The 23,713-nt window shown below is 58.5% G+C and carries 20 protein-coding genes; 15 read left to right on the forward strand and 5 right to left on the reverse strand.

The window, feature by feature from the left end; all coding sequences use genetic code 11:
* Nucleotides 1-90: 90 nt before the first annotated feature.
* The 3 genes from AC1RQ5_RS05895 (at nucleotide 91) to AC1RQ5_RS05905 (ending at nucleotide 4,242) form a co-directional block, all read left to right on the forward strand.
* On the forward strand, nucleotides 91-1,719 hold the full coding sequence (locus AC1RQ5_RS05895) for an inorganic phosphate transporter (RefSeq protein ID WP_493197597.1): 1,629 nt from the start codon (nucleotides 91-93) through the stop codon (nucleotides 1,717-1,719).
* A 127-nt stretch (nucleotides 1,720-1,846) separates the two neighbouring features.
* Nucleotides 1,847-2,875, forward strand: a complete 1,029-nt coding sequence (locus AC1RQ5_RS05900) for a transporter (protein ID WP_493197599.1) — start codon at nucleotides 1,847-1,849, stop codon at nucleotides 2,873-2,875.
* A 5-nt stretch (nucleotides 2,876-2,880) separates the two neighbouring features.
* Entirely contained in the window at nucleotides 2,881-4,242 is a 1,362-nt protein-coding gene (locus AC1RQ5_RS05905; RefSeq protein WP_398475061.1) for a carbohydrate porin, read from the forward strand.
* 175 nt (nucleotides 4,243-4,417) lie between these two features.
* Here AC1RQ5_RS05905 and AC1RQ5_RS05910 read toward each other — a convergent pair whose 3' ends face one another.
* Nucleotides 4,418-5,428, reverse strand: a complete 1,011-nt coding sequence (locus AC1RQ5_RS05910) for an LLM class flavin-dependent oxidoreductase (protein WP_493197600.1) — start codon at nucleotides 5,426-5,428, stop codon at nucleotides 4,418-4,420.
* Nucleotides 5,429-5,614: 186 nt separating this feature from the next.
* On the opposite strand from AC1RQ5_RS05910, the gene zigA reads away from it, so the two are divergent.
* Nucleotides 5,615-6,826, forward strand: a complete 1,212-nt coding sequence (gene zigA / locus AC1RQ5_RS05915) for a zinc metallochaperone GTPase ZigA (protein WP_493197602.1) — start codon at nucleotides 5,615-5,617, stop codon at nucleotides 6,824-6,826.
* 113 nt (nucleotides 6,827-6,939) lie between these two features.
* Here zigA and AC1RQ5_RS05920 read toward each other — a convergent pair whose 3' ends face one another.
* Nucleotides 6,940-7,863: an alpha/beta fold hydrolase gene (locus AC1RQ5_RS05920; RefSeq protein ID WP_493197604.1), complete on the reverse strand. Its 924-nt coding sequence runs from the start codon at nucleotides 7,861-7,863 to the stop codon at nucleotides 6,940-6,942.
* A gap of 62 nt (nucleotides 7,864-7,925) precedes the next feature.
* Nucleotides 7,926-9,200 (reverse strand): hypothetical protein, encoded by a 1,275-nt coding sequence (locus tag AC1RQ5_RS05925; protein ID WP_493197605.1) that lies wholly within the window; start codon nucleotides 9,198-9,200, stop codon nucleotides 7,926-7,928.
* A gap of 316 nt (nucleotides 9,201-9,516) precedes the next feature.
* Here AC1RQ5_RS05925 and AC1RQ5_RS05930 point away from each other — a divergent pair, with 316 nt between their 5' ends.
* Nucleotides 9,517-9,726: a cold-shock protein gene (locus tag AC1RQ5_RS05930; RefSeq protein WP_398475051.1), complete on the forward strand. Its 210-nt coding sequence runs from the start codon at nucleotides 9,517-9,519 to the stop codon at nucleotides 9,724-9,726.
* A gap of 518 nt (nucleotides 9,727-10,244) precedes the next feature.
* Here AC1RQ5_RS05930 and AC1RQ5_RS05935 read toward each other — a convergent pair.
* Nucleotides 10,245-11,594, reverse strand: a complete 1,350-nt coding sequence (locus tag AC1RQ5_RS05935) for a formimidoylglutamate deiminase (protein ID WP_493188558.1) — start codon at nucleotides 11,592-11,594, stop codon at nucleotides 10,245-10,247.
* 93 nt (nucleotides 11,595-11,687) lie between these two features.
* Here AC1RQ5_RS05935 and hutI point away from each other — a divergent pair, with 93 nt between their 5' ends.
* The 9 genes from hutI to hutC all read left to right on the forward strand — a co-directional run bounded on the left by hutI (nucleotide 11,688) and on the right by hutC (nucleotide 21,923).
* Nucleotides 11,688-12,938: an imidazolonepropionase gene (hutI, locus tag AC1RQ5_RS05940; RefSeq protein ID WP_493188559.1), complete on the forward strand. Its 1,251-nt coding sequence runs from the start codon at nucleotides 11,688-11,690 to the stop codon at nucleotides 12,936-12,938.
* A 17-nt stretch (nucleotides 12,939-12,955) separates the two neighbouring features.
* Nucleotides 12,956-13,768, forward strand: coding sequence for an N-formylglutamate deformylase (gene hutG, locus AC1RQ5_RS05945; protein ID WP_493188560.1), 813 nt, complete (start codon nucleotides 12,956-12,958; stop codon nucleotides 13,766-13,768).
* Between the two features lie 6 nt (nucleotides 13,769-13,774).
* On the forward strand, nucleotides 13,775-15,448 hold the full coding sequence (hutU, locus tag AC1RQ5_RS05950) for a urocanate hydratase (RefSeq protein ID WP_493188561.1): 1,674 nt from the start codon (nucleotides 13,775-13,777) through the stop codon (nucleotides 15,446-15,448).
* Between the two features lie 462 nt (nucleotides 15,449-15,910).
* Nucleotides 15,911-16,753, forward strand: a complete 843-nt coding sequence (locus tag AC1RQ5_RS05955; protein WP_493188562.1) for a branched-chain amino acid ABC transporter permease — start codon at nucleotides 15,911-15,913, stop codon at nucleotides 16,751-16,753.
* Nucleotide 16,754: 1 nt separating this feature from the next.
* Nucleotides 16,755-17,708 (forward strand): branched-chain amino acid ABC transporter permease, encoded by a 954-nt coding sequence (locus AC1RQ5_RS05960; RefSeq protein WP_493188563.1) that lies wholly within the window; start codon nucleotides 16,755-16,757, stop codon nucleotides 17,706-17,708.
* On the forward strand, nucleotides 17,705-18,484 hold the full coding sequence (locus tag AC1RQ5_RS05965) for an ABC transporter ATP-binding protein (RefSeq protein WP_493188564.1): 780 nt from the start codon (nucleotides 17,705-17,707) through the stop codon (nucleotides 18,482-18,484). The genes AC1RQ5_RS05960 and AC1RQ5_RS05965 overlap by 4 nt, the downstream gene beginning before the upstream one ends.
* A complete protein-coding gene (locus AC1RQ5_RS05970) occupies nucleotides 18,471-19,178 on the forward strand; it encodes an ABC transporter ATP-binding protein (RefSeq protein ID WP_493188565.1) in 708 nt (235 codons plus the stop codon). The genes AC1RQ5_RS05965 and AC1RQ5_RS05970 overlap by 14 nt, the downstream gene beginning before the upstream one ends.
* Nucleotides 19,179-19,204: 26 nt before the next feature.
* Nucleotides 19,205-20,347 carry an ABC transporter substrate-binding protein gene (locus AC1RQ5_RS05975; RefSeq protein WP_493188566.1) on the forward strand — a complete coding sequence of 381 codons (1,143 nt, stop codon included), beginning with the start codon at nucleotides 19,205-19,207 and terminating at the stop codon, nucleotides 20,345-20,347.
* 793 nt (nucleotides 20,348-21,140) lie between these two features.
* The gene (gene hutC, locus AC1RQ5_RS05980) at nucleotides 21,141-21,923 is read left to right on the forward strand and encodes a histidine utilization transcriptional repressor HutC (RefSeq protein WP_493188567.1); all 783 of its coding nucleotides are present in this window, start codon (nucleotides 21,141-21,143) and stop codon (nucleotides 21,921-21,923) included.
* A gap of 217 nt (nucleotides 21,924-22,140) precedes the next feature.
* Here hutC and AC1RQ5_RS05985 read toward each other — a convergent pair whose 3' ends face one another.
* On the reverse strand, nucleotides 22,141-22,779 hold the full coding sequence (locus tag AC1RQ5_RS05985) for a GntR family transcriptional regulator (protein WP_493188568.1): 639 nt from the start codon (nucleotides 22,777-22,779) through the stop codon (nucleotides 22,141-22,143).
* 199 nt (nucleotides 22,780-22,978) lie between these two features.
* On the opposite strand from AC1RQ5_RS05985, the gene AC1RQ5_RS05990 reads away from it, so the two are divergent.
* Nucleotides 22,979-23,635: a flavin reductase family protein gene (locus tag AC1RQ5_RS05990; RefSeq protein ID WP_493188569.1), complete on the forward strand. Its 657-nt coding sequence runs from the start codon at nucleotides 22,979-22,981 to the stop codon at nucleotides 23,633-23,635.
* Nucleotides 23,636-23,713: the final 78 nt, after the last annotated feature.

The following is a 23,713-nucleotide window of genomic DNA, read 5'->3' on the forward strand; positions in this document are numbered from 1 at the left end:
CGGTCGCGACATGACAGATTGTCGCGGATGTCATCCGCGCTTCGCACACGGCATGCAGAACTTAACGCCTGTTAACTGCAGGGGCGTTGCATGACCGATTTCACACTCAACCAACCTATTTCAGGATCCGGTTCAATCGAGCCGGCATCGCGGCCCAATCTCGACAAGGGCTTCAATCCGCTCGCCCTGATCCTGTTTCTGGGTGTTCTGGCCGGCGGCCTGCTGTTCGTTGCCTACAGCATCTATGCGGATGTCTCGGCGACCGGCACGCGCGTCACCAGCTATCTGCCCTACATCCTGCTGTTCGTGGCACTGCTGATCGCGCTCGGCTTCGAATTCGTCAACGGCTTTCACGACACCGCCAATGCGGTGGCGACGGTGATCTACACCCATTCGCTGAAGCCCGAGATCGCGGTGGTCTGGTCGGGCTTCTTCAACTTCCTCGGCGTGCTGTTCTCCTCGGGGGCGGTGGCGTTCGGCATCGTCTCGCTGCTGCCGGTCGAGCTCATTCTGCAGGTTGGCTCATCCGCCGGCTTCGCGATGGTGTTCGCTCTGCTCATTGCCGCGATCATCTGGAATCTTGGCACCTGGTATCTCGGCTTGCCGGCATCCTCCTCGCATACGCTGATCGGTTCGATCATCGGCGTCGGCATTGCCAATGCGCTGATGCGTGGCCGCGATGGTACGTCGGGCGTGGACTGGAGCAAGGCGACCGAAATCGGCTACGCGCTGCTGCTGTCGCCGCTATTTGGCTTCGCCTGTGCCGCGATCCTGTTGCTGGTGCTGAAATTCCTGGTGCGCAACAAGGCGCTTTACGAAGCGCCGGAAGGCAACAAGGCGCCGCCGCTGTGGATCCGCGGCATCCTGATCGCCACCTGTACCGGCGTGTCCTTCGCGCATGGTTCGAATGACGGCCAGAAGGGCATGGGCCTGATCATGCTGGTGCTGATCGGCACCGTGCCGACCGCCTATGCGCTGAACCGGGCGCTGCCGGAATCGCGCATCGAGCAATTCCAGCAGACATCGCTGAAGGCGTCGCAGGTGATCGCCGCCAAGGGCGCCGGCCACAGCGTGATCGGCGATCCGCGCCCGGCCGTGACGCAATATGTGGCTGCTCGCAAGATCACCGAGGGTACCTATCCATCGCTGGCGGTGCTGGTGAAAGATGTCGGCGATCAGGTCCGCACCTATGGCACCCTCGACAAGGTGCCGGCGGAGAAGGTCGGCAACACCCGCAACGACATGTATCTGACTTCGGAAGCGATCCGCTTCCTGATGAAGGACAAGGAGAACGACCTCAGCAAGGACGATGTCGCAACTCTCAATGCCTATAAAGGCTCGCTGGATGCAGCGACAAAATTCATCCCGGACTGGGTGAAGATCGCCGTCGCCATCGCTCTTGGCCTTGGCACCATGGTGGGCTGGAAGCGCATCGTCGTCACCGTCGGCGAAAAGATTGGCAAGACGCATCTCACCTATGCGCAGGGTGCGTCCGCCGAACTCGTGGCCGCTGCGACCATTGGTGCGGCCGATGTGTTCGGTCTGCCGGTCTCGACCACGCATGTGCTGTCGTCGGGCGTTGCCGGCACCATGGCGGCCAATGGCTCGGGCCTGCAGATGGCGACCATCCGCAACCTGCTGATGGCCTGGGTGCTGACGCTGCCTTGCGCCATCGCGCTGTCGGCGGCGCTGTATTTCATCTTCGCCCACATCTTCTGAGCCGTGCGTGCGGATGCGTCGCCTTGTGGCGGCGCATCCGCGCATGACGCGGGATCGCTGTCATCCGGCCTTCAAATCCGTCATGCAGAGATCGGCGTCCTTTCACTCGCAATTTGTTGATTCATCGATGTCGTTAGACACGTCCATTTTCGCGACCCAGACGGGCGCCCCGGCGCCGGACGATGCCATTCCCGGACTTGTCTGGGCTTTTCGCATCCATGCGGATGGCCGGCCCGAGGCGCTGCCGATCGATCGGGGCATCGACGTCACCCGCGACGGGCTGCTCTGGCTGCATTTCAATCTCGCCGATGCGCGTGCCTTGCAGTGGATCGCGCACGCGCCGCTGCAGGCGCCGGACGCAGCGCGCGCCTTGCTGTTGTCGAAGGACAGTTTTCAGCAACTGCATACGGCCGATGACACCGTCTATGGCGTCATCTCGGACCTGCTGCGCGAGATCCATGATGTCGATGACGACACCGGTTATCTGCGCTTCGCCATGACCGAGCACCTGCTGATCAGCGGTCGGCATCATGCGCTGTGTGCGGTGGATGCCACGCGGCGCTCGCTCGAACAGGGCCTGAAGATCGACAGCATGGCGGCGCTGTTCGAGACCATCATCGAGAATGTCGCCGATACCATGGACGGCGTCGCCGATAAGCTTGCACTTGCGCTCGACGAAGTCGAGGAACAGGTCGTGTCCGGCGAGTCCCGCCACCTGCTGCAAACGCTCGGCCGGCAGCGCCGCACCTGCGTGCGTCTGCATCGTCAGCTGTCGGGCCTGCGACTTGTCTTCCAGCGCTTCGAGCAAAAGGGGGGCGTCGATCTCAAACCGACGCTGCAGCTGCGTGCGGGCAAGCTGGCACAGCGCCTGGACGGTCTCGATCGCATTATCGTCGAACTGCGCGAGCGCAGCCGGTTGCTGCAGGAAGAGCTGCATCTGCAGATCGCCGAAAGCGGCAATGAAGCACTGCGGGTGCTGTCCGTGCTCACGGCCCTGCTGATGCCGCCGACGCTGGCGGCCGGCATCTTCGGCATGAACATTAAGGCAATGCCGCTGGTCGATGGCGACAATGGCTTCATCTGGGTGTGTGCAATTCTGATGCTGTCCTCGGCGACCGCCTATTTCATCATGAAGCGCATCGGCATCATCAGGTAAGCGTCATGCTCAGCGTGTTGCGAAGCTGGATGCCGCGCGTTGTGAAAGCCGTCGCTGGCCTTGCGGTCTGCTGCAGCATGCAGCTGTCCTCCGCGCATGGCGGCGACTGGCGCGATGGCGGGCTCAAAGCGCTCAACGAACGCCTTGATGACTGGGGCGTGGCATTCTCTGCGGCCTATATCGGCGAGACGCTGGGGAATGCGTCGGGCGGCATCCGGCGCGGTACCATTTATGACGGGCGCCTCGATCTCGGCGTGGATGTCGATCTCGACCGCGCTGTGGGCTGGCAGGGCGCGACCTTCCACGGCAACGTTTTCCAGATTCACGGTCAGGGCCTGTCGCGCGACTATATCGGCAATCTCATGCTGGTCAGCGGCATCGAGGCGCTGCCATCGACGCGGCTCTACGAATTCTGGATCGAGCAGTCGCTGCTCGGCGGACGACTCTTCGTGAAGGTCGGCCAGCAACCGTCGGACACGGAATTCATCGACAGCAAATATGATGACATCTTCGTCAATTCCGCCCTCGGCTGGCCCGGCATCACCGGCGTGATCCTGCCGGCGGGCGGACCGTCCCCGCCGCTCGCGGTGCCGGGCGTGCGCGTGAAGGCACTGTTGTCCGATGCCTTCACCGCCTATCTCGCGGTGTTCAATGGCAGCGCGGGCGCGCCGGGGCCGGACGATCCGCAGCGGACCAATCCGAACGGTCTCGCTTTTCGCGTCAATGATCCGCCATGGGTAATCGGGCAGCTGCGTTACAATTATCGCATCGGCGCATCCGGCTTGCCCGGCGCGATCACTGGTGGCGGCTGGTATCATTTCGATGAGTTCGACGACGAGCGCTGGACGGCGCAGGGCCTCTCCCAGGCCGATCCGCTGGGGTCAGGCGAGCCGCTGATGCGGCGTGGCAATCGCGGCATCTTCGCTGTCTACGAACAGCGGCTCGCTTTCAGCGACCTCGGCCGCGACAAGGGGATCGGTTTCTTCGCGCGGGCGTCGTTCAGCCCGTCGGATCGCAACCTGATCAGCTTCTATCTCGATGGTGGCATCCAGGTCTCGGGCTTCTCGGCCGCGCGCCCCGATGACCGTTTCGGCATCGCCATGACCTATGGACGGATCTCGGACGGCGCCCGCGGGTTCGATCGCGATGTGCAGCGCTTTACTGGCATTCAAACGCCGATCCGCGATTTCGAAGCCGTGTTCGAGGCGACCTACATCGCCATGGCAGCGCCGGGCGTCGCGGTGCAGCCGGTGTTTCAATATGTGATCCATCCCGGCGGCGGTGTCGTGAATCCGAACGATCCGACACAGACGCAACGAATCAAGGACGCTGCAGTGTTTGGCGTCCGCACGACGATCACATTCTAGCGCAGAGCCCCCTCACCCGGATCGCAAGGGCGATCCGACCTCTCCCCGGTGGGGAGAGGTGATCTGAGCGTCGATGCGACTATCAAACACTGGGTTTAATTTGACGCTCGATCTTCACCTCTCCCCACCGGGGAGAGGTCGCCGCGTCTTCGCGGCGGGTGAGGGGGCTCTTACTTCACGCCACCGCTGCAGGCGCTTCGACGAGGCCAGCGGCCGCCTCCGCAATCATTCGATACGACTTCAGCCGCTTCGGATGCTCATAGACGTCCGACACGATCATCAACTCGTCCGCCTTCGTCTCTTCCACCAGCGCCGCGATGCCTGCGCGGACCGTCTCCTTCGAGCCGATGATGGCACGCCGCAGCATGCCCATGGCCTGCATCTTCTCGGCCGGCGACCAATAGGTCTCGATATCGTCGATGGGCGGCTGGCTCAGGCCGCGGGTGCCGCGGAACATGTTGGTGAAGGACATCTGCTGCGTGGTCCACAGTCGCTTGGCCTCCGCATCGGTATCGGCCGCGATGATGTTCACGCCGACCATCGTGTGCGGTTTGGCCAACTGCTCCGACGGCTCGAAATGCGTGCGATAGATCTCGAGCGCCTGTAGCAGCATCTCGGGCGCAAAATGCGAGGCAAACGCATAGGGCAGGCCGAGCACGGCGGCGAGCTGGGCGCCATAATTGCTGGAGCCGAGAATCCACAGCGGCACATTGGTGCCGGCGGCGGGCACGGCTTGCAGTCGCTGGTTGGGGCCGGCCTCTGCAAAATAGGCCTGCAGCTCCTGCACATCCTGCGGGAAATTGTCGGAATTCTGCAGCGAGCGGCGCAGCGCCCGCATGGTCATCTGGTCGGTGCCGGGGGCGCGGCCGAGGCCGAGATCGATACGGCCGGGGAACAGCCGATCCAGGGTGCCGAACTGCTCGGCGATCACGATCGGCGCATGGTTCGGCAGCATGATGCCGCCGGCGCCGACACGGATTGTCGTCGTCCCTGCCGCGATATGGGCGATGACCACCGATGTGGCGGCAGAGGCAATGCCGATCATGTTGTGATGCTCGGCCACCCAGAAACGCTGGTAGCCCCACTGCTCCGCATGACCGGCCAGATCCCTCGAATTGTCCAGCGCGCCGCGCGCATTGGTGTCTTCGGTAACGCGGACGAGATCGAGGATCGACAAGGCGGTCATGGGCAGGCTCCAGTTGGACCCGACATCTATGCATTCGCATCTATTTGCGCCACCGCGCAGGACGCAGGACCGCCTTGACAAAGCGATCGTCAGATATGTAATGTTATAACATAACATAATCGACGGCGCTCATGGAAATCGACACACCCCACTGCTTCGCCGCCCTCAACAGGCTGTTTGATCTCGATGCGAAAACTCCCCGTCACAGTGCTGTCCGGCTTCCTCGGGGCTGGAAAAACCACTTTGCTCAATCACATCCTGAACAATCGCCACGAGCTGAAAGTGGCAGTGATTGTGAACGACATGAGCGAAGTGAACATCGATGCGGATCTGGTGAGGGATGGCGGTGCCAATCTTTCGCGGACGGATGAGAAACTGGTCGAGATGACCAACGGCTGCATCTGCTGCACGCTGCGCGATGACCTGCTGAAGGAAGTGCGCGCGCTGGCCGAAGGCGGACGCTACGACTACCTGCTGATCGAATCCACGGGCATCGCCGAGCCGCTGCCAGTGGCGGCGACCTTCGATTTTCGTGACGAGAACGGCGACAGTCTCTCCGATGTGGCGAAGCTCGACACCATGGTGACCGTGGTCGATGCCGTGAATCTGCTGAAGGACTATTCGTCGACGGATTTCCTCGAGGATCGCGGCGAAGCGCTCGACAATGATCAGCGACGGTTAGTCGATCTGCTGGTGGAGCAGATCGAGTTTGCGGATGTCGTCGTGCTCAACAAGGTCAATGACGCGACCCCCGCCCAATGCGATGCCGCGCGAAAGATTATCTGCGCACTGAATCCGGAAGCGGAGATCGTCGAGGCGCAATTTGCCGATGTGCCGTTCGATCGCGTGCTCGATACCGGGTTGTTCGACTTCGAGCGGGCGCAACAGCATCCGCTCTGGTACAAGGAGCTCTATGGCTTTGCCGATCATGTGCCGGAGACCGAAGAATACGGCGTCAGCAATTTCGTCTATCGCGCAAGGCAGCCGTTCGATCCCGCGAAGTTCCAGGCGTTCCTGCGCGAGAGCTGGGGCGGGGTAATCCGCAGCAAGGGCCATTTCTGGCTGGCGACGCGACCGCAATGGGTCGGCGAACTCAGCCAGGCCGGCGCCATCGTGCGCACCGAAGGCATGGGCTTCTGGTGGGCCAATATCCCGGCGGAGCGCTGGCCGAACGATCCCACCTGGCGGCAGTCGCTGAAGAAGAACTGGAACGATATCTATGGCGATCGCCGCCAGGAGATCGTCTTCATCGGCACAGGAATGGACGAAGCTGGTCTACGCAGCCGACTCGATGCGTGCCTGGTGGACGGCAAGCCCGGCATGGAGATCAACGAATGGGCCAAGCTGCCTGATCCGTTTCCGACGTGGAAACGTGCAGACGAGATGGAACTGGCGTGAGACTTGTCGGGCGCGCGAAGCGCGCCCGATGATAAACTCAGCGTAATCCGCCGCGGAGTTTCGGCTATGAACCTCGGCCGGCGGATTACGGCTTCGGCTCATCCGCCCGACGATCAAAGCCCGGCGTGAAAGTTGCGCACGATCGCTGCGCATTCTTCCGGTTTTTCCATCTGCATGAAATGCGATGCGTCATCGATGGTTGCGAAGTCGAAGCCGCCATCGCGCGCAAAAGCGCTTTCGATCGCGATGAACGGGCTGGTGCCGGTCATCGGTTGCCCGGCCACGAGCTGCACGGGGATCTCGATCTTGCACATCCGCTCCCACGCGCCTTGAAGATCCTGCATCGCGAAAATGCTCGCTTCGAATTCGCGTGCACAGGCGAGTTCATAGAGCTGCTTGTCAGCGTTCCAGCGCAGCGTCGATGCCGCGAGCGCCTGCAGGCCTGCATCGTCCACGCCGGCGAAAGCCGAGCTGCGGCGATAGGAGTTGAACAGCTCTTCGACGGCGTTGAACTCGAAGCGGCGTTTGATGGTGCGATCGGCCAGCCGGTTGTTGTCCGCACGAAAGAGCTGGAACTCGGGATAGTGGCTGGGCGGTGTGGCCGGCGGCTCGAAGCCCACGATGCCGATCCAGGGCGAGTCATATTCGGAGGCGTGCAGCAGCGTCGTCAGTGCGCTCATGGAGTGAAAGGCGCCGAGGCTCGGAGCTGCGCCGATCTCGCGCGTGATGCCCTGCATGATCGCATCATAGTCGCGGACCAGTTGGCGCCAGACGTTTGCAACCGGCTTGGTGAACGGGCTGCTGCGGCCGTGATGGCGGAAGTCGAACACGACCGTCTCGTAATCCGGAATGAATAGCCGCCAGAAACTCTGGAAAGCGTCCGCCGCAAGGCCGTTGCCGTGGCTGCTGATCACGCGCGGGTTGTTGCCGGATTTTTGGCCATAGACACGGACGCTGGCGGTGGCGCCATCTTCGAGCTGAACGTCGAATGCATGCTTCGCGGCGGGGAGGGCCGGGGCCGTTGGCGCGTCAGTCATTTACCGGAGAGTCCGTCATTTCGGGGAGAGACGGGCCGTCTTACCTAGCGCGGCAGTGCGGTTCAAGCCGTCGGGCGCAGGATGGCGACACGGCCATCGAGCGGGATCGTGGCAATGCCATTCGTCACCGGTATGCGCTGCGAACCATTGCCGTCATTGGGGCGGTTGAGAACAAGCGAGGCGATGCGGCTATCGACGGCAATTTCCACCGGGAGCATCGGAACATTGATGTCTTCCGCCGCGGCGACATCCCAGCAGCGCACCGCGCGCCAGACCACGAGGATCGGCCGCCCCTGGGCATCCTGAAGTGCGAGATGTTTCAGTTCGAGCGAGCGCGTCGCCACGCGCAGAAGCTGGCTGTCATTGGTGCGCCGTGCGCCCTGCAGGGCAATCAGCAGGCTGCGGATCGCGTAATAGCTCGGCTTCGGCGTGCCGTCATTGCGGAGCAGCCCCCAGTGATGCTCGCCTTCATTGGGATCGGTGCCGCCGTCCCAGAATTCGTAGATGAAGGTGCGTAGAATACCGAGACGGAAATTGTTGAGCAGCATGCGCGGAAAATAGATGCCCGCGGCGACCTCACCGACACCGGCACTGCCGGGCTTCACCACATTGCAATAGCCGATTTCGGTGACGAGCGCAGGCGCGCCGGCCTTGAAGGCGTCGCGCATGTTCTGAAGATACCAGGAGACGGCGGCGTAGTCGTCGGTGGTCTCCGGCTCCTGTGCCTTCTGCACATAGGAGTGGATCGCGACGGCATCGCTATATTGCGCAGCGCCGCGTATCAGCGCCACATCTGCGGGCTTCCAGTTCAGCACGCTCGGCGATATCAGCGGCAATTGCTCGGCGCTGTAGCGTGAACGCAGCGCGCGATGCACCTCGCGCTGATAGTCGACGACGACATTGCTCCAGCCGGGCTTTGCCAGCGGCAGCGACATGAACCACGGGCTGTCGCCTTCGTTCTGTCCCTCGATGCTGGTGATGCGCTGGATGCCGAGCGCATCGATATAGGCCATCATCTCCGGCACCGTGTTGGTGGCGGGCGATACCAGAATATTGAACAGGATATTCGAGCGCTCGTTCAGCAGCCGCCAGCGGGCGAGGTCATTGCTCGGCCGCAATTCGTCGCGGAGATGGCGGATGCCTGATGTCGCCAGCAGATCGTGAAAGCGATCGAAATTGGAAGCGTAGGGCTCGCTGCTGATATGGACATTGACACCTACGCTGTCGGTAAACAGATCCGATGGTCCGGGAAGCGGTGCGGCGGCGGCCGACCATGGCTGCAGCAGCACGGCCGCAGCACCATTTGCAAGAAATGCTCGCCGATCGAGCATGGTCATCTCGGCCTCCCGATGGGTCGGTCTCGTCGGGCCAACGCATCAGAAACGGGCAGTGCAATCAAGGCGTGGTAGGGATTGCTGTTAACGGCGGGACGCGCGATGCGCTGCCTGCCGTGAATTGGTACCCTTGGCTGGCGCGTCTCGCTCCCTGCGGAACCGCTCGCCTTTGATTTGACCGCTTTTTCGCCGCCATGCTAGGCGCCATCAGCACAATCCGCGCGGTTTAAGCCGCTTTCGACCTCCCCGGCAGCGATTATGCATTTGCTTAATCGCAAACGCGTGATAACGCTGATCCCAGTTCAAAGGGAAACTGAAGATGGCTATCGGCACAGTTAAGTGGTTCAACAGCACCAAGGGTTTCGGCTTCATCGCACCGGATGAAGGTGGTGCTGACGTATTCGTTCACATCAGCGCAGTTGAACGCGCTGGCCTCGGTACGCTGAACGAAAACCAGAAGATCAGCTACGAAATCGTCGCCGACCGCCGTTCGGGCAAGTCGTCTGCCGATAATCTCCGCGCGATGTAAGCGGACGAAGCTACGAAGCATACAAACGGCTGCACCGTTTTATGAAAGCCCGCCTTAACTGGCGGGTTTTTCTTTTGCCGGCGCAAGCGCTGAACAGACATGCGTGTAGGCCACCACGTCGTGGATTGTGCAGGGCCGCACGATTGAAATGACGATAGCCGCAGACATTCAGGGGCTTGCAAGCCTGAATTGGTGCGCCACTCAGAACAAATCTGCGAACACTTATGTGATTGAAATTACTGTTTAATTTTGTATCGAAACTTATTGCTGGCTGACTGTCACCTTCGGTCGGAAATTAGTAGGTTTTGAGCACAGACGCCGCGGAATTAATAGAGAGCGCGCAAGGATGCTCGTGCGTCAGCTTTAGGATCGCATGGATTGATGCTATAGTGGGCGCTGTGTGGACGTCATAAGTTAGCCAAACCGAAGCAGATGGATCTGTTACGTTTGGGCCGAAATGGACCGCCGACCAAAGCACTCGGTTAGGAAGGCGTCGAGCATGACGTGAGCCCGGATCATCAATTGGCAATCATGCGCGACATCGCGCGTTGAAAGCGATAGGAGATCGTATCCCGTGAAACGTGCCGTCCCGCTTTGACGACCTTACGCCCGCCGACCCAGACATCTTCCGCCCGGGCCCTGGCGGCGAATATCCACGAGTCTAGGAGTGTATCGCCGTCGAGGTCGAGGTTGTCCGCAGAAGCCAGATGAACGAGGTCGGCGGCTTGGCCGACATCGATCCCTGCTTCAACACCCAGCGCTCTTGCTCCGCCCGAAAGAGCTTCTCCGAACAGGGCTGCCGCGGTAGATTTCCCGGGGTCGGTCAGCACATTTCGCGATCGTCTCGTTAGACGTTGCGAATACTCGAGTTGCCGCAATTCATCACCGATACCGATGAGTACATTAGAGTCCGATCCCACTCCAAAAGTTCCGCCAGCGGCTCGATAGTCGGCGGCGGGGAAGAAGCCGTCTCCCAGATTTGCTTCTGTTACCGGGCAGAGCCCTGCAACGGCTCCACTGGATGCGAGGGCGCTGGTCTCGTCCGGTGTCATGTGAGTCGCGTGGATCAAGCACCAGCGTCTATCCACGGGGACGTGCTCGAACAACCATGAGATCGGTCGCCGCCCGGACCACGCGACGCAGTCCTCGATTTCCTTGACCTGTTCTGCGATGTGCATGTGGATCGGTCCTGTCTCGGCAAGGGCTATCACGGCCGCAAGTTCCTCCGGAGTCACCGCTCGGAGGCTGTGTGGGGCAACGCCAAGGGTAGCTCCTGGCAAATTTCGCATTATAGCGCGACATCGATCGAACAGATTCGCGAAGTCGTCGATCGAGTTGACGAAACGTCTTTGCCCCTCAGTCGGGGCGGTGCCGCCGAAGTTTGCATGAGCGTAGAAGACGGGGAGCAATGTTAAAGCTATACCTGTGCGTTCCGCTGCCGCTCCGATCCGATCGGCCATCTCCGCGAGATCGTCATATCGGTGACCGTTTTTATCGTGATGAAGATAGTGGAATTCGCCAACGCGCGTAAAGCCCGCCTCAAGCATTTCCATATAAAGTTGCGCAGCAACACTTTCCGCATCGTCCGGCGTCATTCGCAAAGCGAAGTGATACATCACCTGGCGCCAACTCCAGAATGTGTCTTCAGCGGGGCCACGGATTTCGGCAAGGCCTGCCATGCCTCTCTGAAATGCGTGGCTATGAACGTTCGACATGCCAGGGATTAGATAGCCCACACGGTCATCGTTCGCGTCAGGGGGCGCACCGGTCGAAACGGAAGAGATCCTTCCTGAATCGAACGTCAACCTCACGTCCCTGACCCAGCCGCTTCGAAGTAAGGCTTGCTTTGCGTGTATGGAAGTCGGCACGAGAATTCCTTCGCTGTTGCTTCAGGTCTAATATGTCTATACATACTGTCGGTGCCTCTGTATAGCTCACTCAGGGGCTTAGGGAGATTTTTGATGTCTCAAGGAAGCGAAGCGTCATCCGACATCCGAGTCTGGCACAACGCAACGGTTGCAACGTTGGCAGAGGGTGGTCGTGGAATCGGCATGATTGCCAACGCGGCTGTGGCGGTGCGGGCAGGGCGCATTACCTTCGTCGGTGAAGCCGACGTGCTGCCTGGGTGCTTCGACGAGGTTGAGCGGATCGATTGCGGTGGTCGGCTGATTACGCCAGGTCTTATCGACTGCCATACTCACTTAGTCTACGGCGGGGATAGATCCCATGAGTTTGAACTCCGGTTGGCGGGAGCTTCTTACGAGGAGGTTTCCCGTGCAGGCGGAGGGATCATGTCGTCCGTGACAGCGTTGCGGGCTGCGTCGGAGGATCAGCTCGTCGAGCAGACGCTGCCGAGGGTCGATGCCTTGCTCGCCGAGGGGGTGACAACGATCGAGATCAAGTCTGGCTATGGCCTCGACGTCGCGAACGAGGTGAAGGCGCTTCGTGCGGCGCGTAAAATCGGCGGTCAGCGCGACGTTACGATTCGTACGACGTTCCTGGGCGCGCATGCGTTGCCATTGGAAATGAATGGCGACAAAGCCGCTTATGTCGCCAAGGTGGTCAACGAGATGTTGCCCGCCGTTGCTTCCGAGAATCTTGCCGATGCGGTGGACGGTTTTTGCGAAAGCATTGCTTTCTCCCCAGAGGAGATTGCGAGGGTTTTCGATGCTGCCAAAGCTTGCGGTTTGCCGGTGAAGTTGCACGCGGATCAGCTTTCGAATCTGGGAGGCGCTGCGCTTGCGGCTTCCTACGGAGCCCTCTCGGCCGATCATCTTGAATATACTGACGAGATTGGCGCCTCGAAGATGGCGCGTGCAGGCACGGTGGCGGTCCTCTTGCCGGGTGCATTCTACTTTATTCGCGAAACCAAAAAGCCTCCGATCGAGACCTTCCGGCGCCATGGCGTTCGGCTTGCGCTGGCAACGGACAGCAATCCCGGCACGTCACCGCTAACCTCTCTACTGCTGACTATGAACTTGGCTGCAACACTCTTTGAAATGACGGTGGATGAATGTTTGGCAGGTGTTACGCGCGAAGCGGCGAGGGCTCTGGGAATGCTTTCGTCCGTAGGTACGATCGAGGTCGGGAAATGGGCTGATCTCGCGATCTGGAACGTCAACCGTCCAGCCGAACTCGTTTATCGTATGGGTTTCAACCCGTTGCATGCACGGGTGCGTCGCGGCGAGTTTTCACCGATCATCGTCAAATGAAATAGGAAATCAGATCAGTGTCTGTCGTCGAGACCGTGCAGGGGGCGTCTCCAGTCATTCTTGGATTTCCTCACACCGGAACAGAGATCCCCGCAGAAATCTATGCGCGCCTCAACGAGACGGGGCGTATGTTAGCCGATACAGATTGGCACATCCACAAGCTCTATGCCAATCTGCTACCGGGGGCGTCGACCGTGCGAGCGACGTTCCATCGATACGTGATCGATGCAAACCGCGATCCCGACGGGACGAGCCTATATCCTGGTCAAAATACGACCGGTCTCGTTCCGCTCACGGATTTCGATGGAAATGCAATCTGGATTTCCGGGCAGGAGCCTGGGGCGCGGGATATCACGCAGCGCCTGAACAACTATCACGCTCCATACCATCGTGCCCTGTCCGAGGAGGTCGCACGTGTGCATGCGAAGCATGGCATCGCGGTGTTGTACGATTGCCATTCTATCCGATCACGCATTCCCTTCCTGTTCGACGGGTGCCTCCCGGATTTTAATGTTGGCACAGACAGCGGAAGGTCCTGCTTTAAGGAGTTGGAGGTGGCGGTTTGCTCCGTCACAAATCTCACAGAGGAACTCACCAGCACGTTGAATGGGCGTTTCAAAGGTGGATGGACGACGCGCCGATATGGGCGCCCTGCCGATGGCATTCATGCCATCCAGATGGAACTCTCTCAAATCAGCCATTTGAAATCAGAAGCTGCGCCCTTCGCGCTTGACGCGTTGAAGGTCGAGCGTCTGCGTGTCCCTCTCAAGGCTATCCTTGAGAAGATCGAACAACTCGCACTTGCTGCCGTATCAAAGTCCAAGGAGTGAAACCCAATGATTGATCCTCGTCACAACACTCGCGATGTTCGCGCTCCGACAGGAACGGAATTGACAGCCAAGAGCTGGCTCACCGAGGCTCCTCTGCGGATGCTCATGAATAATCTGGATAGAGACGTCGCTGAGAACCCTAACGAGCTCGTCGTATACGGGGGCATTGGCCGAGCTGCACGGACCTGGGACGATTTCGACCGTATTGTCGCATCACTGCGGTCATTGGATGAAGATCAAACCCTACTCGTTCAGTCGGGCAGGCCCGTGGGCGTATTTCGCACGCATAAAGATGCACCGCGGGTACTGATAGCAAACTCAAATCTTGTCCCGCACTGGGCAACCTGGGAACATTTCAACGAGTTAGACCGAAAGGGGCTCATGATGTACGGTCAGATGACCGCTGGATCATGGATCTATATTGGTAGTCAGGGGATTGTGCAGGGGACCTACGAGACGTTCGTAGAGGCCGGTCGACGACACTATGGCGGTGATCTCAAGGGACGCTGGGTGCTCACCGGAGGCTTAGGCGGAATGGGCGGCGCGCAGCCTCTCGCTGCCGTGATGGCGGGGGCATCCTGCCTCGCCGTCGAATGCAATCCGGAATCGATCGATTTTCGTTTGCGTACCCGATATCTCGATGAGAAGGCATCTACGCTGGACGAAGCGATGGACATCATCGCTCGATGGACCAGTAGAGGTGAGGCGAAATCTGTCGGTCTTCTCGGAAACTGCGCGGACGTATTTCCGGAAATGGTGCGGCGTGGCATCCGGCCGAGCATGGTGACTGACCAGACATCCGCTCATGATCCGGTAAACGGGTATCTGCCTAAGGGGTGGAGCCTTAACGAATGGCGCGAAAAGAGAGTGACGCATCCGAAGGATGTCGAACGCGCGGCGCGAGCATCAATGCGCGATCAAGTCGAGGCGATGCTTTCATTCCACGCCCAGGGCGTGCCGACATTCGACTATGGAAACAACATTCGCCAAGTCGCGAAGGAAGAAGGACTTGAGGGAGCGTTCTCGTTTCCCGGCTTCGTACCAGCCTACATTCGTCCGCTCTTCTGTCGCGGAATCGGTCCTTTTCGATGGGCCGCGCTTTCGGGCGATCCCGAGGACATCTACAAGACGGATGCAAAGGTAAAGGAGTTGCTGCCTGACCATAAGCATCTCCATAATTGGCTCGACATGGCCCGGGAGCGCATCGCGTTCCAGGGGTTGCCAGCGCGGATCTGCTGGGTCGGTCTTGGTGATCGCCATCGTCTCGGCTTGGCGTTCAACGAGATGGTCCGAAACGGGGAGCTGAAGGCCCCGGTCGTTATCGGCCGCGATCATTTGGACTCCGGGTCCGTTGCATCTCCCAACCGGGAAACAGAAGCCATGAAGGATGGTTCGGATGCGGTTTCAGACTGGCCCTTGCTGAACGCTCTCCTTAACACAGCTTCTGGAGCTACCTGGGTTTCGCTTCATCATGGCGGCGGCGTCGGTATGGGATTCTCGCAACACTCGGGCGTTGTGATCTGTGCCGACGGCACTGACGATGCTGCGGCTCGCCTTGAGCGTGTTCTTTGGAATGATCCGGCTACCGGCGTTATGAGACATGCAGACGCAGGATACGAAACAGCGATCGACTGCGCGAGGGAGCAGGATTTGCGACTTCCATCGGTGTTCAGAAGCTAGTTCTTCGCTTCGCTAAGCATTCTTCGAGGATGCGATGCTCTAAAATGGGCGGCACGTTCGAGGGAACGCGCTGCCCATTTGCTGCGTAAAACATCAAGCGAAAAGTTGCGGGCAGAGGGTGCGCGTCATCGAATAAGTATTGTTTTGGCTTGCTGCCAATACAGCTAGCGATCGTCGCATCGCCTGAGAACCGCCGAAGCTGCGAAAACTTTAGCCAGTAAGCGCCTCCTTTTTGTACTGCACTGCAGTAGATAACGTCTCTTGGAGAACGATCCGACGAAAATATTCGCTTGAATTCTCAGAGTGACCGTACGAGCATGTCTATACATATTAGAAAAACGGATTCCTGGGATCACGAATGAAGAAGGAAGGAAATGTCATGGGAAACCTCGACAGAGCGTGTGATCACACGTTCTTTCAACAGAACGGTCTAACGGTCCAATGCAGATACTGATATCCGGATTGGCGATCGGCTGTGTTTATGCGCTGATCGCGCTTGCTCTCGTCTTGGTTTACAAGGCGACCGATGTGGTGAACTTCGCGCAGGGCGAGATCGCCATGTTCGGAGCCTTCATCGCATGGATGCTTTGCACCCGCTTCGGCCTCTCCGTTTGGCTCGTTCTAGCCCTTGCTCTTCCGATCGGCGCAGTCATTGGCATCGTTACTGAGCGAGTGGCAATTCGTCCGCTTGCGAAATCGTCGCCCTTGACGGCCTTGATCGCTACGATCGGTCTTTGGATGATCTTTCACTACGGCGCGGGCTGGCTCTGGGGATTCGACCCGTTCCGATTTCCTTCGTTGCTCAGCGACACTCCAATGCAGATCGCAGGGGCGCGGCTAAGCGGAAACAGCGTTGCTATCGCAGCAGTCACCATCGTTCTGCTTGTTGTGCTCTACATTTTCTTTGAACATTCACGCGAGGGCATCGCAATGCGTGCCGCAAGCATGAATCAGCGCGCGGCACGACTGATGGGTGTGAAGACCAAGAATGTTTCGGCTTGGTCGTGGGGAATGGCAGGCGCGATCGGTATGATCGCCGGAATCCTGTTGGCGCCGATCACTTTCGTCGATGTTGATATGATGTCTCAGGCATTGATCAAGGCGATTGCAGGTGCGGTTCTCGGGGGAATGACATCGTTGCCCGGGGCGGCCATCGGTGGGCTGACGATCGGGATCATTGAAACCATCGGCGGTGCCTACGTGTCGTCCGAGTTCAAGGATGTTTTCGCATTCTTTGTGATCATCGCGGTCTTGATGGTCAGACCCGAAGGGCTTTTCGGAAAGCCCGCAATCAAGAAGGTCTGATATGAATCGCTCTAGTATTATCGCCATTGCAATATTGGCTTTCGCTGCCGTCCTGCCACTTTTTGGGAAATCGTACATCGCCTTCGTTCTCGGTAGCGCGGCGCTCTACTTCATCGTTGCGGTATCGCTCAACGTGCTCGTTGGCTTGAGCGGGCAGGTTTCGATCGGACATGCGGCTTTTTGGGCTTTGGGGGCCTATGGTTCCGCGTTGGTCGTGACCAAGTTGGGACTGCCATTCTGGATCGGAATCGCGGCGGGCACGCTGATATCGACGATCTTCGGAATTGCAGTCGCGATACCTGCGCTCCGTATTCAAGGACACTATCTGGCAATTGCCACGCTGGCTTTCGCGCTCTTCATCGAGAAAGTCCTTCATGAATGGGAGGGATTAACGGGAGGCCGCGCCGGCATCTTCGTTCCGAGACCGTCGCTATTCGGATATCAACTCTCCAGCGATCGCGACTATTACTGGCTTCTGCTGATTGTCTGTGCGTTAGTCGCGTTTATTGCTAGTAACCTTCAACGCTCCCAAACGGGTCGCGCCTTGCAGGCCCTGCGCATGAGCCCCACGGCCGCACAGTCTTGTGGCATCGATCGACGAAGGGCGATGATTGTCGTCTTCGGCATCAGCGCGGCATTGTGTGGTTTGTCGGGGGCGCTCTATGCCCATTTCATCGGATACCTGAGCGCGTCGACGTTCTCGTTGGAGACTTCCCTTTCATTCATCACGATGGTCGTGATCGGTGGGACCGGAAGCATCGCAGGGGCTCTCATGGCGGGACTGTTTTTGGCCATTGCGCCGGAAGTTTTGCGAGGATTCGGTACGTTGCAGATGGTGATCTACGGTGTGCTGCTGCTTCTTTGCGTGATCTTTTTGCCGCGCGGTCTGGCGAGTCTACCTTCCGTGATACGGGCGCGACTGCGGTCAAAGCAGCTCAATAAGGCAGTGCGATGACTAGTCTTCGACTTGAAAAACTGTCCATCATGTTTGGCGGATTGCCAGCGCTGCAAGATGTCTCCCTGACGGTCGATGCAGGCCAGATCGTTGGTCTCATCGGCCCGAATGGAGCCGGTAAAAGCACGCTTTTGAACGCTACTTGCGGAATCTATAAGCCGACGTCTGGGACTGCCTCCTTCGGAGATCGTGATCTCTCAAGAGTTGCTCCGCACGAACTCCCTGAACTAGGCATCGCGCGAACTTTCCAGAATCTCGAACTCTTTGGTGAGTTAACGGCACGAGAGAATGTGCAGGTTGGCTGTGACTTCCGTTTCAAGAGTTCGCTTTTATCGGATCTCTTTGGCGTGGCGTCGAAAAGCCCAACAACATCCGACGCATCGCGGGTCGTGGACGAGATGCTTGCCCGGTTTGATCTAACGGACGTGGCCAGCGAGCCCGCTGCTACACTTTCATACGGGATACAGAAGCGTATAGAAATGGCCCGGGCGCTTGTGGCGCAACCCAAGCTGATACTTCTGGATGAGCCCGCCGCGGGTGCAAACCCAACTGAGAGCAAAGTCCTGGGAGAACAAATCAAGCGATTGCGTGAAGAGATGGGAATCTCGGTCCTGCTAATCGAGCATGACATGCCGCTCGTCATGGGCGTTTGCGATCATGTGGTTGTCCTTGATCATGGGACCAAGATCTTTGAAGGCAGTCCTTCTGAGGTCGCCAAGGCTCCTGCTGTTGTTGAAGCCTATCTCGGAGAGGAGCCGGACAATGCTGGCCATTGAGGGTCTTTCCGTACGATACGGTGGCGTTTCGGCACTTCGAGATGTCAGCTTCAAAATCGAAGCTGGAACCATTTCGTGCCTACTCGGCTCAAATGGTGCCGGCAAGACGACGCTCCTTAATGCCGTCATGGGAGTGGCAGATCAGCAAGCCGGCAAACTCGTCTGGGAAGGCAAGCCTATCGAAAGACTCCCGACGGAGAAAATCGTGTCGTCCGGAATAGCGCTCGTGCCGGAAGGTCGCCAGTTGTTCGGCGATCTGACTGTTGGCGAGAATCTCAGGATGGGGGCGTTCCTGCGAAGAGACGTCTCGCCTAAGGACTACGACGAGATATTCGATCTGTTTCCACGTCTCGCGGAGAGACGAAGTCAACTCGCCAAAACGTTGTCTGGTGGTGAACAGCAGATGGTCGCAATTGGGAGGGCGTTGATGTCCAAGCCTCGTCTGTTGCTGCTCGACGAGCCTTCGCTCGGGCTGGCTCCGATCCTCGTGCGTGAAGTAATGCGCCTGATCACAACCATTCATGCCCGAGGCGTGACTGTATTCGTGGTCGAGCAAAATGCCAGGCAAGCTCTGGCAATTTCTAGTGTCGCGCATGTTTTGGAGAAGGGGCGCCTTGTGGCGTCGGGGCTTGCAGCCGACATCGCAAACAATCCCGCAGTCAGAACGGCCTATCTCGGCGCGAACGCTCACTAGACGTAACCTCGAAAGGAACGAGCACTATGAAGATGACTAGAATCGCCTTGGGCTTGATCGGTGCGGTTGGGCTTTGTTCGCCGGCTTTGGCAGAGAATGGAGTAACCAAGGACGAGATTGTGATCGGCGCGTTCTTGCCGCTTCAAAGCGGTCTGGCGGCAGGCGCAGCTCAGGTGCGTGATGGTGCTTTGGCATATGCTCAGCACATCAACGACCAGGGTGGTATAAACGGCCGCAAGATTAAGTGGCTCACCGAAAACGACTCCTACAACCCACAGCAGGCGGTTGCGGCGACGCGCAAGCTCGTTGACCGCGACGAAATCTTTGCAGTTGTCTCGCCGCTCGGGACCGTAACGGCTATGGCGGTGCTTCCCTATCTCGTCCAGAAGAATATTCCCATGATCGGCCCCGTCGTCGGCAGCCCTAAGCTATTGGAGCCGACTGACCGTGTTGTCTTCGGGGTTCTGCCGAGTGGCGTCACTCGCGGCAAGGCAGTTGCCCAGCATGCGGTCGAGGAAATGAAAGGTAAGTCGATAGCTGTGTTCTCGCAGAACGATGACTTTGGAAAAGATGTCCGTGATGGGGCCGTCGAGTATTTGAAATCCAAGGGAATGTCGATCGCAGCAGAGGCAAGCTACGCTCCAAATGATGCCGACATGAGCAGTCAGGTCGCAAAGCTTCGGGCAGCGAATCCCGACGTCGTGGTTCTTGCAGGCATTCCCAAGCCGCTCTCGCTATTCATCAACGAGGCAGCAAAGCAAGGCTGGAAGCCAAAGTATGTTGGCCCATCCCAACTCACAGACCCGCTTATGGTTGAGCTATCCGGCGATAATGTAAACGGTACCGAGATCATTTATGATGTCGCGCTTCAGAATAGCCCTGCGGCCAGTGAAGCTAACGCCATTCTGGCAAAATACGCGCCACAGACACGGCCAGGATACTTTGCGTATAACGGCATGATCGGGATGATGCTGTTCGCAGAAGCCGTGAAACGCGCAGGCACAGAGCCGACTCGGGAAAAGGTGATAACCGAATTGGAGAAGCTTCAGCAATTCAAGAGCGGTATTTTCCCTCCTATCTCTTATGCTCCCAATAACCACGCAGGCGTGAAGACGTTCGGCGTTGCCAAATGGGAAAACGGCAAGTTGGAGATGGTGAAGGGCTGGTGAGCCGAGCGACGTATTGACGGGAGCGGGGCGGCGCTCGTTGCGCTGCCCCTGATCTTGGCTGAATCTTACTGTTGTGGCGCGCTTTCCGCTTCTAGTACCTGCTAGATGCGGCGGTGATGCTGTGGCGGATGTCTTCGCCTGTATCTCGTATTGACGCGCCGGTTCATCGGTTCGCGGCAAACCTTTCCAATCCTTTATGTTGGTATACTTTCACGGCGAAGGATCTCCGCGCGAACTAACCTCGCACGATCGATACCATCTTCAGTTTCAAGTTACGCGTTCTCAGGTCGATGATAGCTTCATCGTAGGACGACCATATCGACATTCCTGAGATCCGCCGGACCGCGCTCATGCGCTAGAGCGATCACACGGTCATGGCAGGTATATTCGATATGTGTATGCCGAGTGTGGCCGGTGAGGTTTCGCCACTTTCAATGCGGAAGTTATGGCGCGTTGTATGACCGCGGAGCTGAAAGCATGCCACATTCTCTAAGGGATTTATCGAATAGAGTGGTTCTTAGCGGGGTGTGACGGCTCGGCGGATCGTCTGAGAGGCGCTGGCAATCTGAGCGCCGACCTGATCGTTCTTACTGCTTAAAACCGCCGATGCGCCCCGCGAGCCACGCTTGCGCCGATGAGATCAGAGCTTTTGGCATCAAAACTTGGTGGAGATACTCGCGCTCACGGTTAGGGCTCTGGACTTCGACGCTTCCGTGCAGCATTTTCGAACGGATAGACCTCAGGGCGCATGCTACCAGCTGCCTGTATTTGAATGAAAGCAAGGATATTCTAGATGGCCCCCAGGCGTACTGCGGCAGCAGGAAAGACGCATTCGCGGTCGTCCACAGGGGTTCTCCTCTATCAGCGGATCCGGCGTGACATCGAATCCAAGATACTGTCCGGGGATTGGCGGCCCGGATACAAGATCCCCTTCGAAAAGGACCTGATGGCGAAGTACGATTGTTCGCGCATGACCGTGAACAAGGTGCTTGCGGGGCTGGCGGCAGAGGGGCTGATCGAGCGGCGGCGCCGTGCAGGAAGTTTCGTTGCCCGACCACGGGTTCAGTCTGCCGTTCTGGAAATTCCCGACCTTAGGGAGGTTGTCGAGCTGCGTGGCGAGAAATATCGATACAGTCTTGCAGACGTCAAAAAGCGGGTCGCCAGTCGCGCCGACCGGACATGGCTCGGCGTTACTGTGAAGGCACCCGTGCTTCAGGTCACGTGCCGGCACGAAGCTGGCGAACAACCTTTTGCGTTCGAAGATCGTCTGATCAATCTCGTTGCCGTACCCGAGGCTTCGAACGAGGATTTCTCGCTGGTCCCGCCCAGCGCGTGGCTGGTAAGCCACGTTCCATGGACGCAGGCAGAACATCGAATCTCCGCAGTCAATGCCGATGCGGCCATGGCGAGCGAACTCAATGTCCCGGTTGGTTCCGCATGCTTGGTGATAGAGAGATGGACATGGCGAAACGGAGAGCCGATCACAGCTGTTCGTTTGACGCATCCCGGCAATCTGTTCGACCTCGTTGCGCGTTTTACGCCCTCAAGTGTCGATCGACGTAAGGCTGCAGCATAGTTCGACTTTCTGTGCCTGATGCAGGGAGGTCGCCATCCTCGGATCTTTGCGAGTGCGAGAACGTGGGTCTTGAGACCTCAGGTTCCTTCTTGCACGCTTTTCCTCAGGTAGCGGATTCTAAGCCCTCGCGGGCTTGGTGGCTTTGGAACTAGGCTGCCATTTTCAGGGGCCGGACAAGTTGACGTATTACCTGGCGGGTTGGCTCCAGAGCGGGCACCTATCGCCCCACTGTGTCGCGGGCGAAATCAACAAGGTAGTCGTTTAGCTTAATAGAGAACTTTTCGGCAGCGGCGGTGTCTTGGTCGATAATCGCATGCAATATCGCCATATGTAGCCGCCGGCCGGCGTCGATCTCTTTCCGCTCATCGACCACATGGCTGATCCAGAAGCGCCGTGAGAGACCCTGCAACGGTCCCATCGCGGCTGCAAGATAGTCATTTCGCGCCCCTTTGACGATAAGATCGTGCGTGCCCTGAACCGTCTCGATATAGGCCCTCATTGCAAAGCTACCCTCTGTGAGGAGGGCCTTCATCTCGACCATACTGCGTCGGTCAGCCTCGGTTGCGCGTCGGCAAGCCAACTGCACGGCGAGGGCTTCCAAGACCCGCCTTGTCTCAAGCAGGCGAAACTGCGCTTCGACAGAAATCGGAGGTACAAGGACGCCCTTATTTGGATGGATCTCGACCATCCTATTGCGGGAGAGTTGCTGTAACGCTTCTCGAATAGGCGTTCGGCCCAACCCTATCTGGTCCATCAGCATAGCTTCGGACACGAGCGAGCCGGGTGCGATCTCGCCGAACAGGATCATGTCCTCAATTGCCCGATACGCACGGGCCGTTTTTCCGATCTCAGTCATCTTTGAGTTTCCGACTCACCCCACTGGTTGGCGCGCCGCATCTTGTAGCCGAACGGACGCGCAATGCCTCTGATCTTGACAACCGATATATCGATTGCATATCGATATATCGGTTGGTTCGAATTTGCACTGATAGCCGTCGGATCAAAATGACAATGTACAGCGGACCCGATAGGCGCCGCGTAGTGGAGATGGTTCGATGAAGTATTGCCCCGGGTCGGATAAGTCACCGCTGCCGTTCAGCCCGTTCAAGAGCTGCACGGTGCCGCGACCCATCGGCTGGCTTTCCAGCATTAGTCCGGAAGGAGAGGAGAATTTGGCGCCTTATAGCCAGTGGCAGAACCTCACCTTCGATCCGCCCATGGTCATGTTCTCTGCGAACCAATATCCCGACGGGCGGCGCAAGGACACTGTTCTCAATGCTGAACGGACCGGTTGGTTCGTGTGGAATATGGCGACTTGGGCGTTACGTGAGGCAGTAAACCGTAGTGCGATGGCTTTGCCACCGCATGAGAGCGAGTTCGACGTCGCTGGGGTTACGAAGAAGTATGCGGACTTGGCGCGGGTCCCGATGGTGGCCGAGAGCCCCGTGCATTTCGAGTGTCGCTATTTGAGTACGCACCGACTGGCGGGCAACTCGAATGTCGGGACTATCGACATCGTCTTTGCGCGCGTTGAGAAAATTCACATCGACGATAACTTTATCACAGCGGACGGTCGTCTTGACATCCCCGCCATCCAGCCGATCGCGAGGTTGGGATATTTCGATTACACTGTTGTCCGCGAGGTGTTCGAGATGCGTGTGCCGGAGGCCGATGGTGACGCGCAAGCCGGATTAGAAGGTCGCGCGGGCTGATTTTTCGTTTCATAAGCTTCTAAAATGGAGGAATGATCGATGGACCAGCGTTATTTACGCCCCGCTAGACCGAACGTT

The sequence above is a fragment of the Tardiphaga sp. GW821-FHT12E02 genome (assembly GCF_058807155.1).

Excerpts from the sequence above, each read along its gene's own strand:
- AC1RQ5_RS05900 (WP_493197599.1), top strand. The coding sequence starts at position 1,847 with ATGTCGTTAGACACGTCCATTTTCGCGACCCAGACGGGCGCCCCGGCG.
- hutC (WP_493188567.1), top strand. The coding sequence starts at position 21,141 with ATGGCCCCCAGGCGTACTGCGGCAGCAGGAAAGACGCATTCGCGGTCG.
- AC1RQ5_RS05975 (WP_493188566.1), top strand. The coding sequence starts at position 19,205 with ATGAAGATGACTAGAATCGCCTTGGGCTTGATCGGTGCGGTTGGGCTT.
- AC1RQ5_RS05970 (WP_493188565.1), top strand. The coding sequence starts at position 18,471 with ATGCTGGCCATTGAGGGTCTTTCCGTACGATACGGTGGCGTTTCGGCA.
- AC1RQ5_RS05965 (WP_493188564.1), top strand. The coding sequence starts at position 17,705 with ATGACTAGTCTTCGACTTGAAAAACTGTCCATCATGTTTGGCGGATTG.
- AC1RQ5_RS05910 (WP_493197600.1), bottom strand. The coding sequence starts at position 5,428 with ATGACCGCCTTGTCGATCCTCGATCTCGTCCGCGTTACCGAAGACACC.
- AC1RQ5_RS05905 (WP_398475061.1), top strand. The coding sequence starts at position 2,881 with ATGCTCAGCGTGTTGCGAAGCTGGATGCCGCGCGTTGTGAAAGCCGTC.
- AC1RQ5_RS05985 (WP_493188568.1), bottom strand. The coding sequence starts at position 22,779 with ATGACTGAGATCGGAAAAACGGCCCGTGCGTATCGGGCAATTGAGGAC.
- hutU (WP_493188561.1), top strand. The coding sequence starts at position 13,775 with ATGATTGATCCTCGTCACAACACTCGCGATGTTCGCGCTCCGACAGGA.
- AC1RQ5_RS05930 (WP_398475051.1), top strand. The coding sequence starts at position 9,517 with ATGGCTATCGGCACAGTTAAGTGGTTCAACAGCACCAAGGGTTTCGGC.
- AC1RQ5_RS05960 (WP_493188563.1), top strand. The coding sequence starts at position 16,755 with ATGAATCGCTCTAGTATTATCGCCATTGCAATATTGGCTTTCGCTGCC.
- zigA (WP_493197602.1), top strand. The coding sequence starts at position 5,615 with ATGCGAAAACTCCCCGTCACAGTGCTGTCCGGCTTCCTCGGGGCTGGA.
- AC1RQ5_RS05920 (WP_493197604.1), bottom strand. The coding sequence starts at position 7,863 with ATGACTGACGCGCCAACGGCCCCGGCCCTCCCCGCCGCGAAGCATGCA.
- AC1RQ5_RS05925 (WP_493197605.1), bottom strand. The coding sequence starts at position 9,200 with ATGACCATGCTCGATCGGCGAGCATTTCTTGCAAATGGTGCTGCGGCC.
- AC1RQ5_RS05990 (WP_493188569.1), top strand. The coding sequence starts at position 22,979 with ATGAAGTATTGCCCCGGGTCGGATAAGTCACCGCTGCCGTTCAGCCCG.
- AC1RQ5_RS05895 (WP_493197597.1), top strand. The coding sequence starts at position 91 with ATGACCGATTTCACACTCAACCAACCTATTTCAGGATCCGGTTCAATC.
- hutI (WP_493188559.1), top strand. The coding sequence starts at position 11,688 with ATGTCTCAAGGAAGCGAAGCGTCATCCGACATCCGAGTCTGGCACAAC.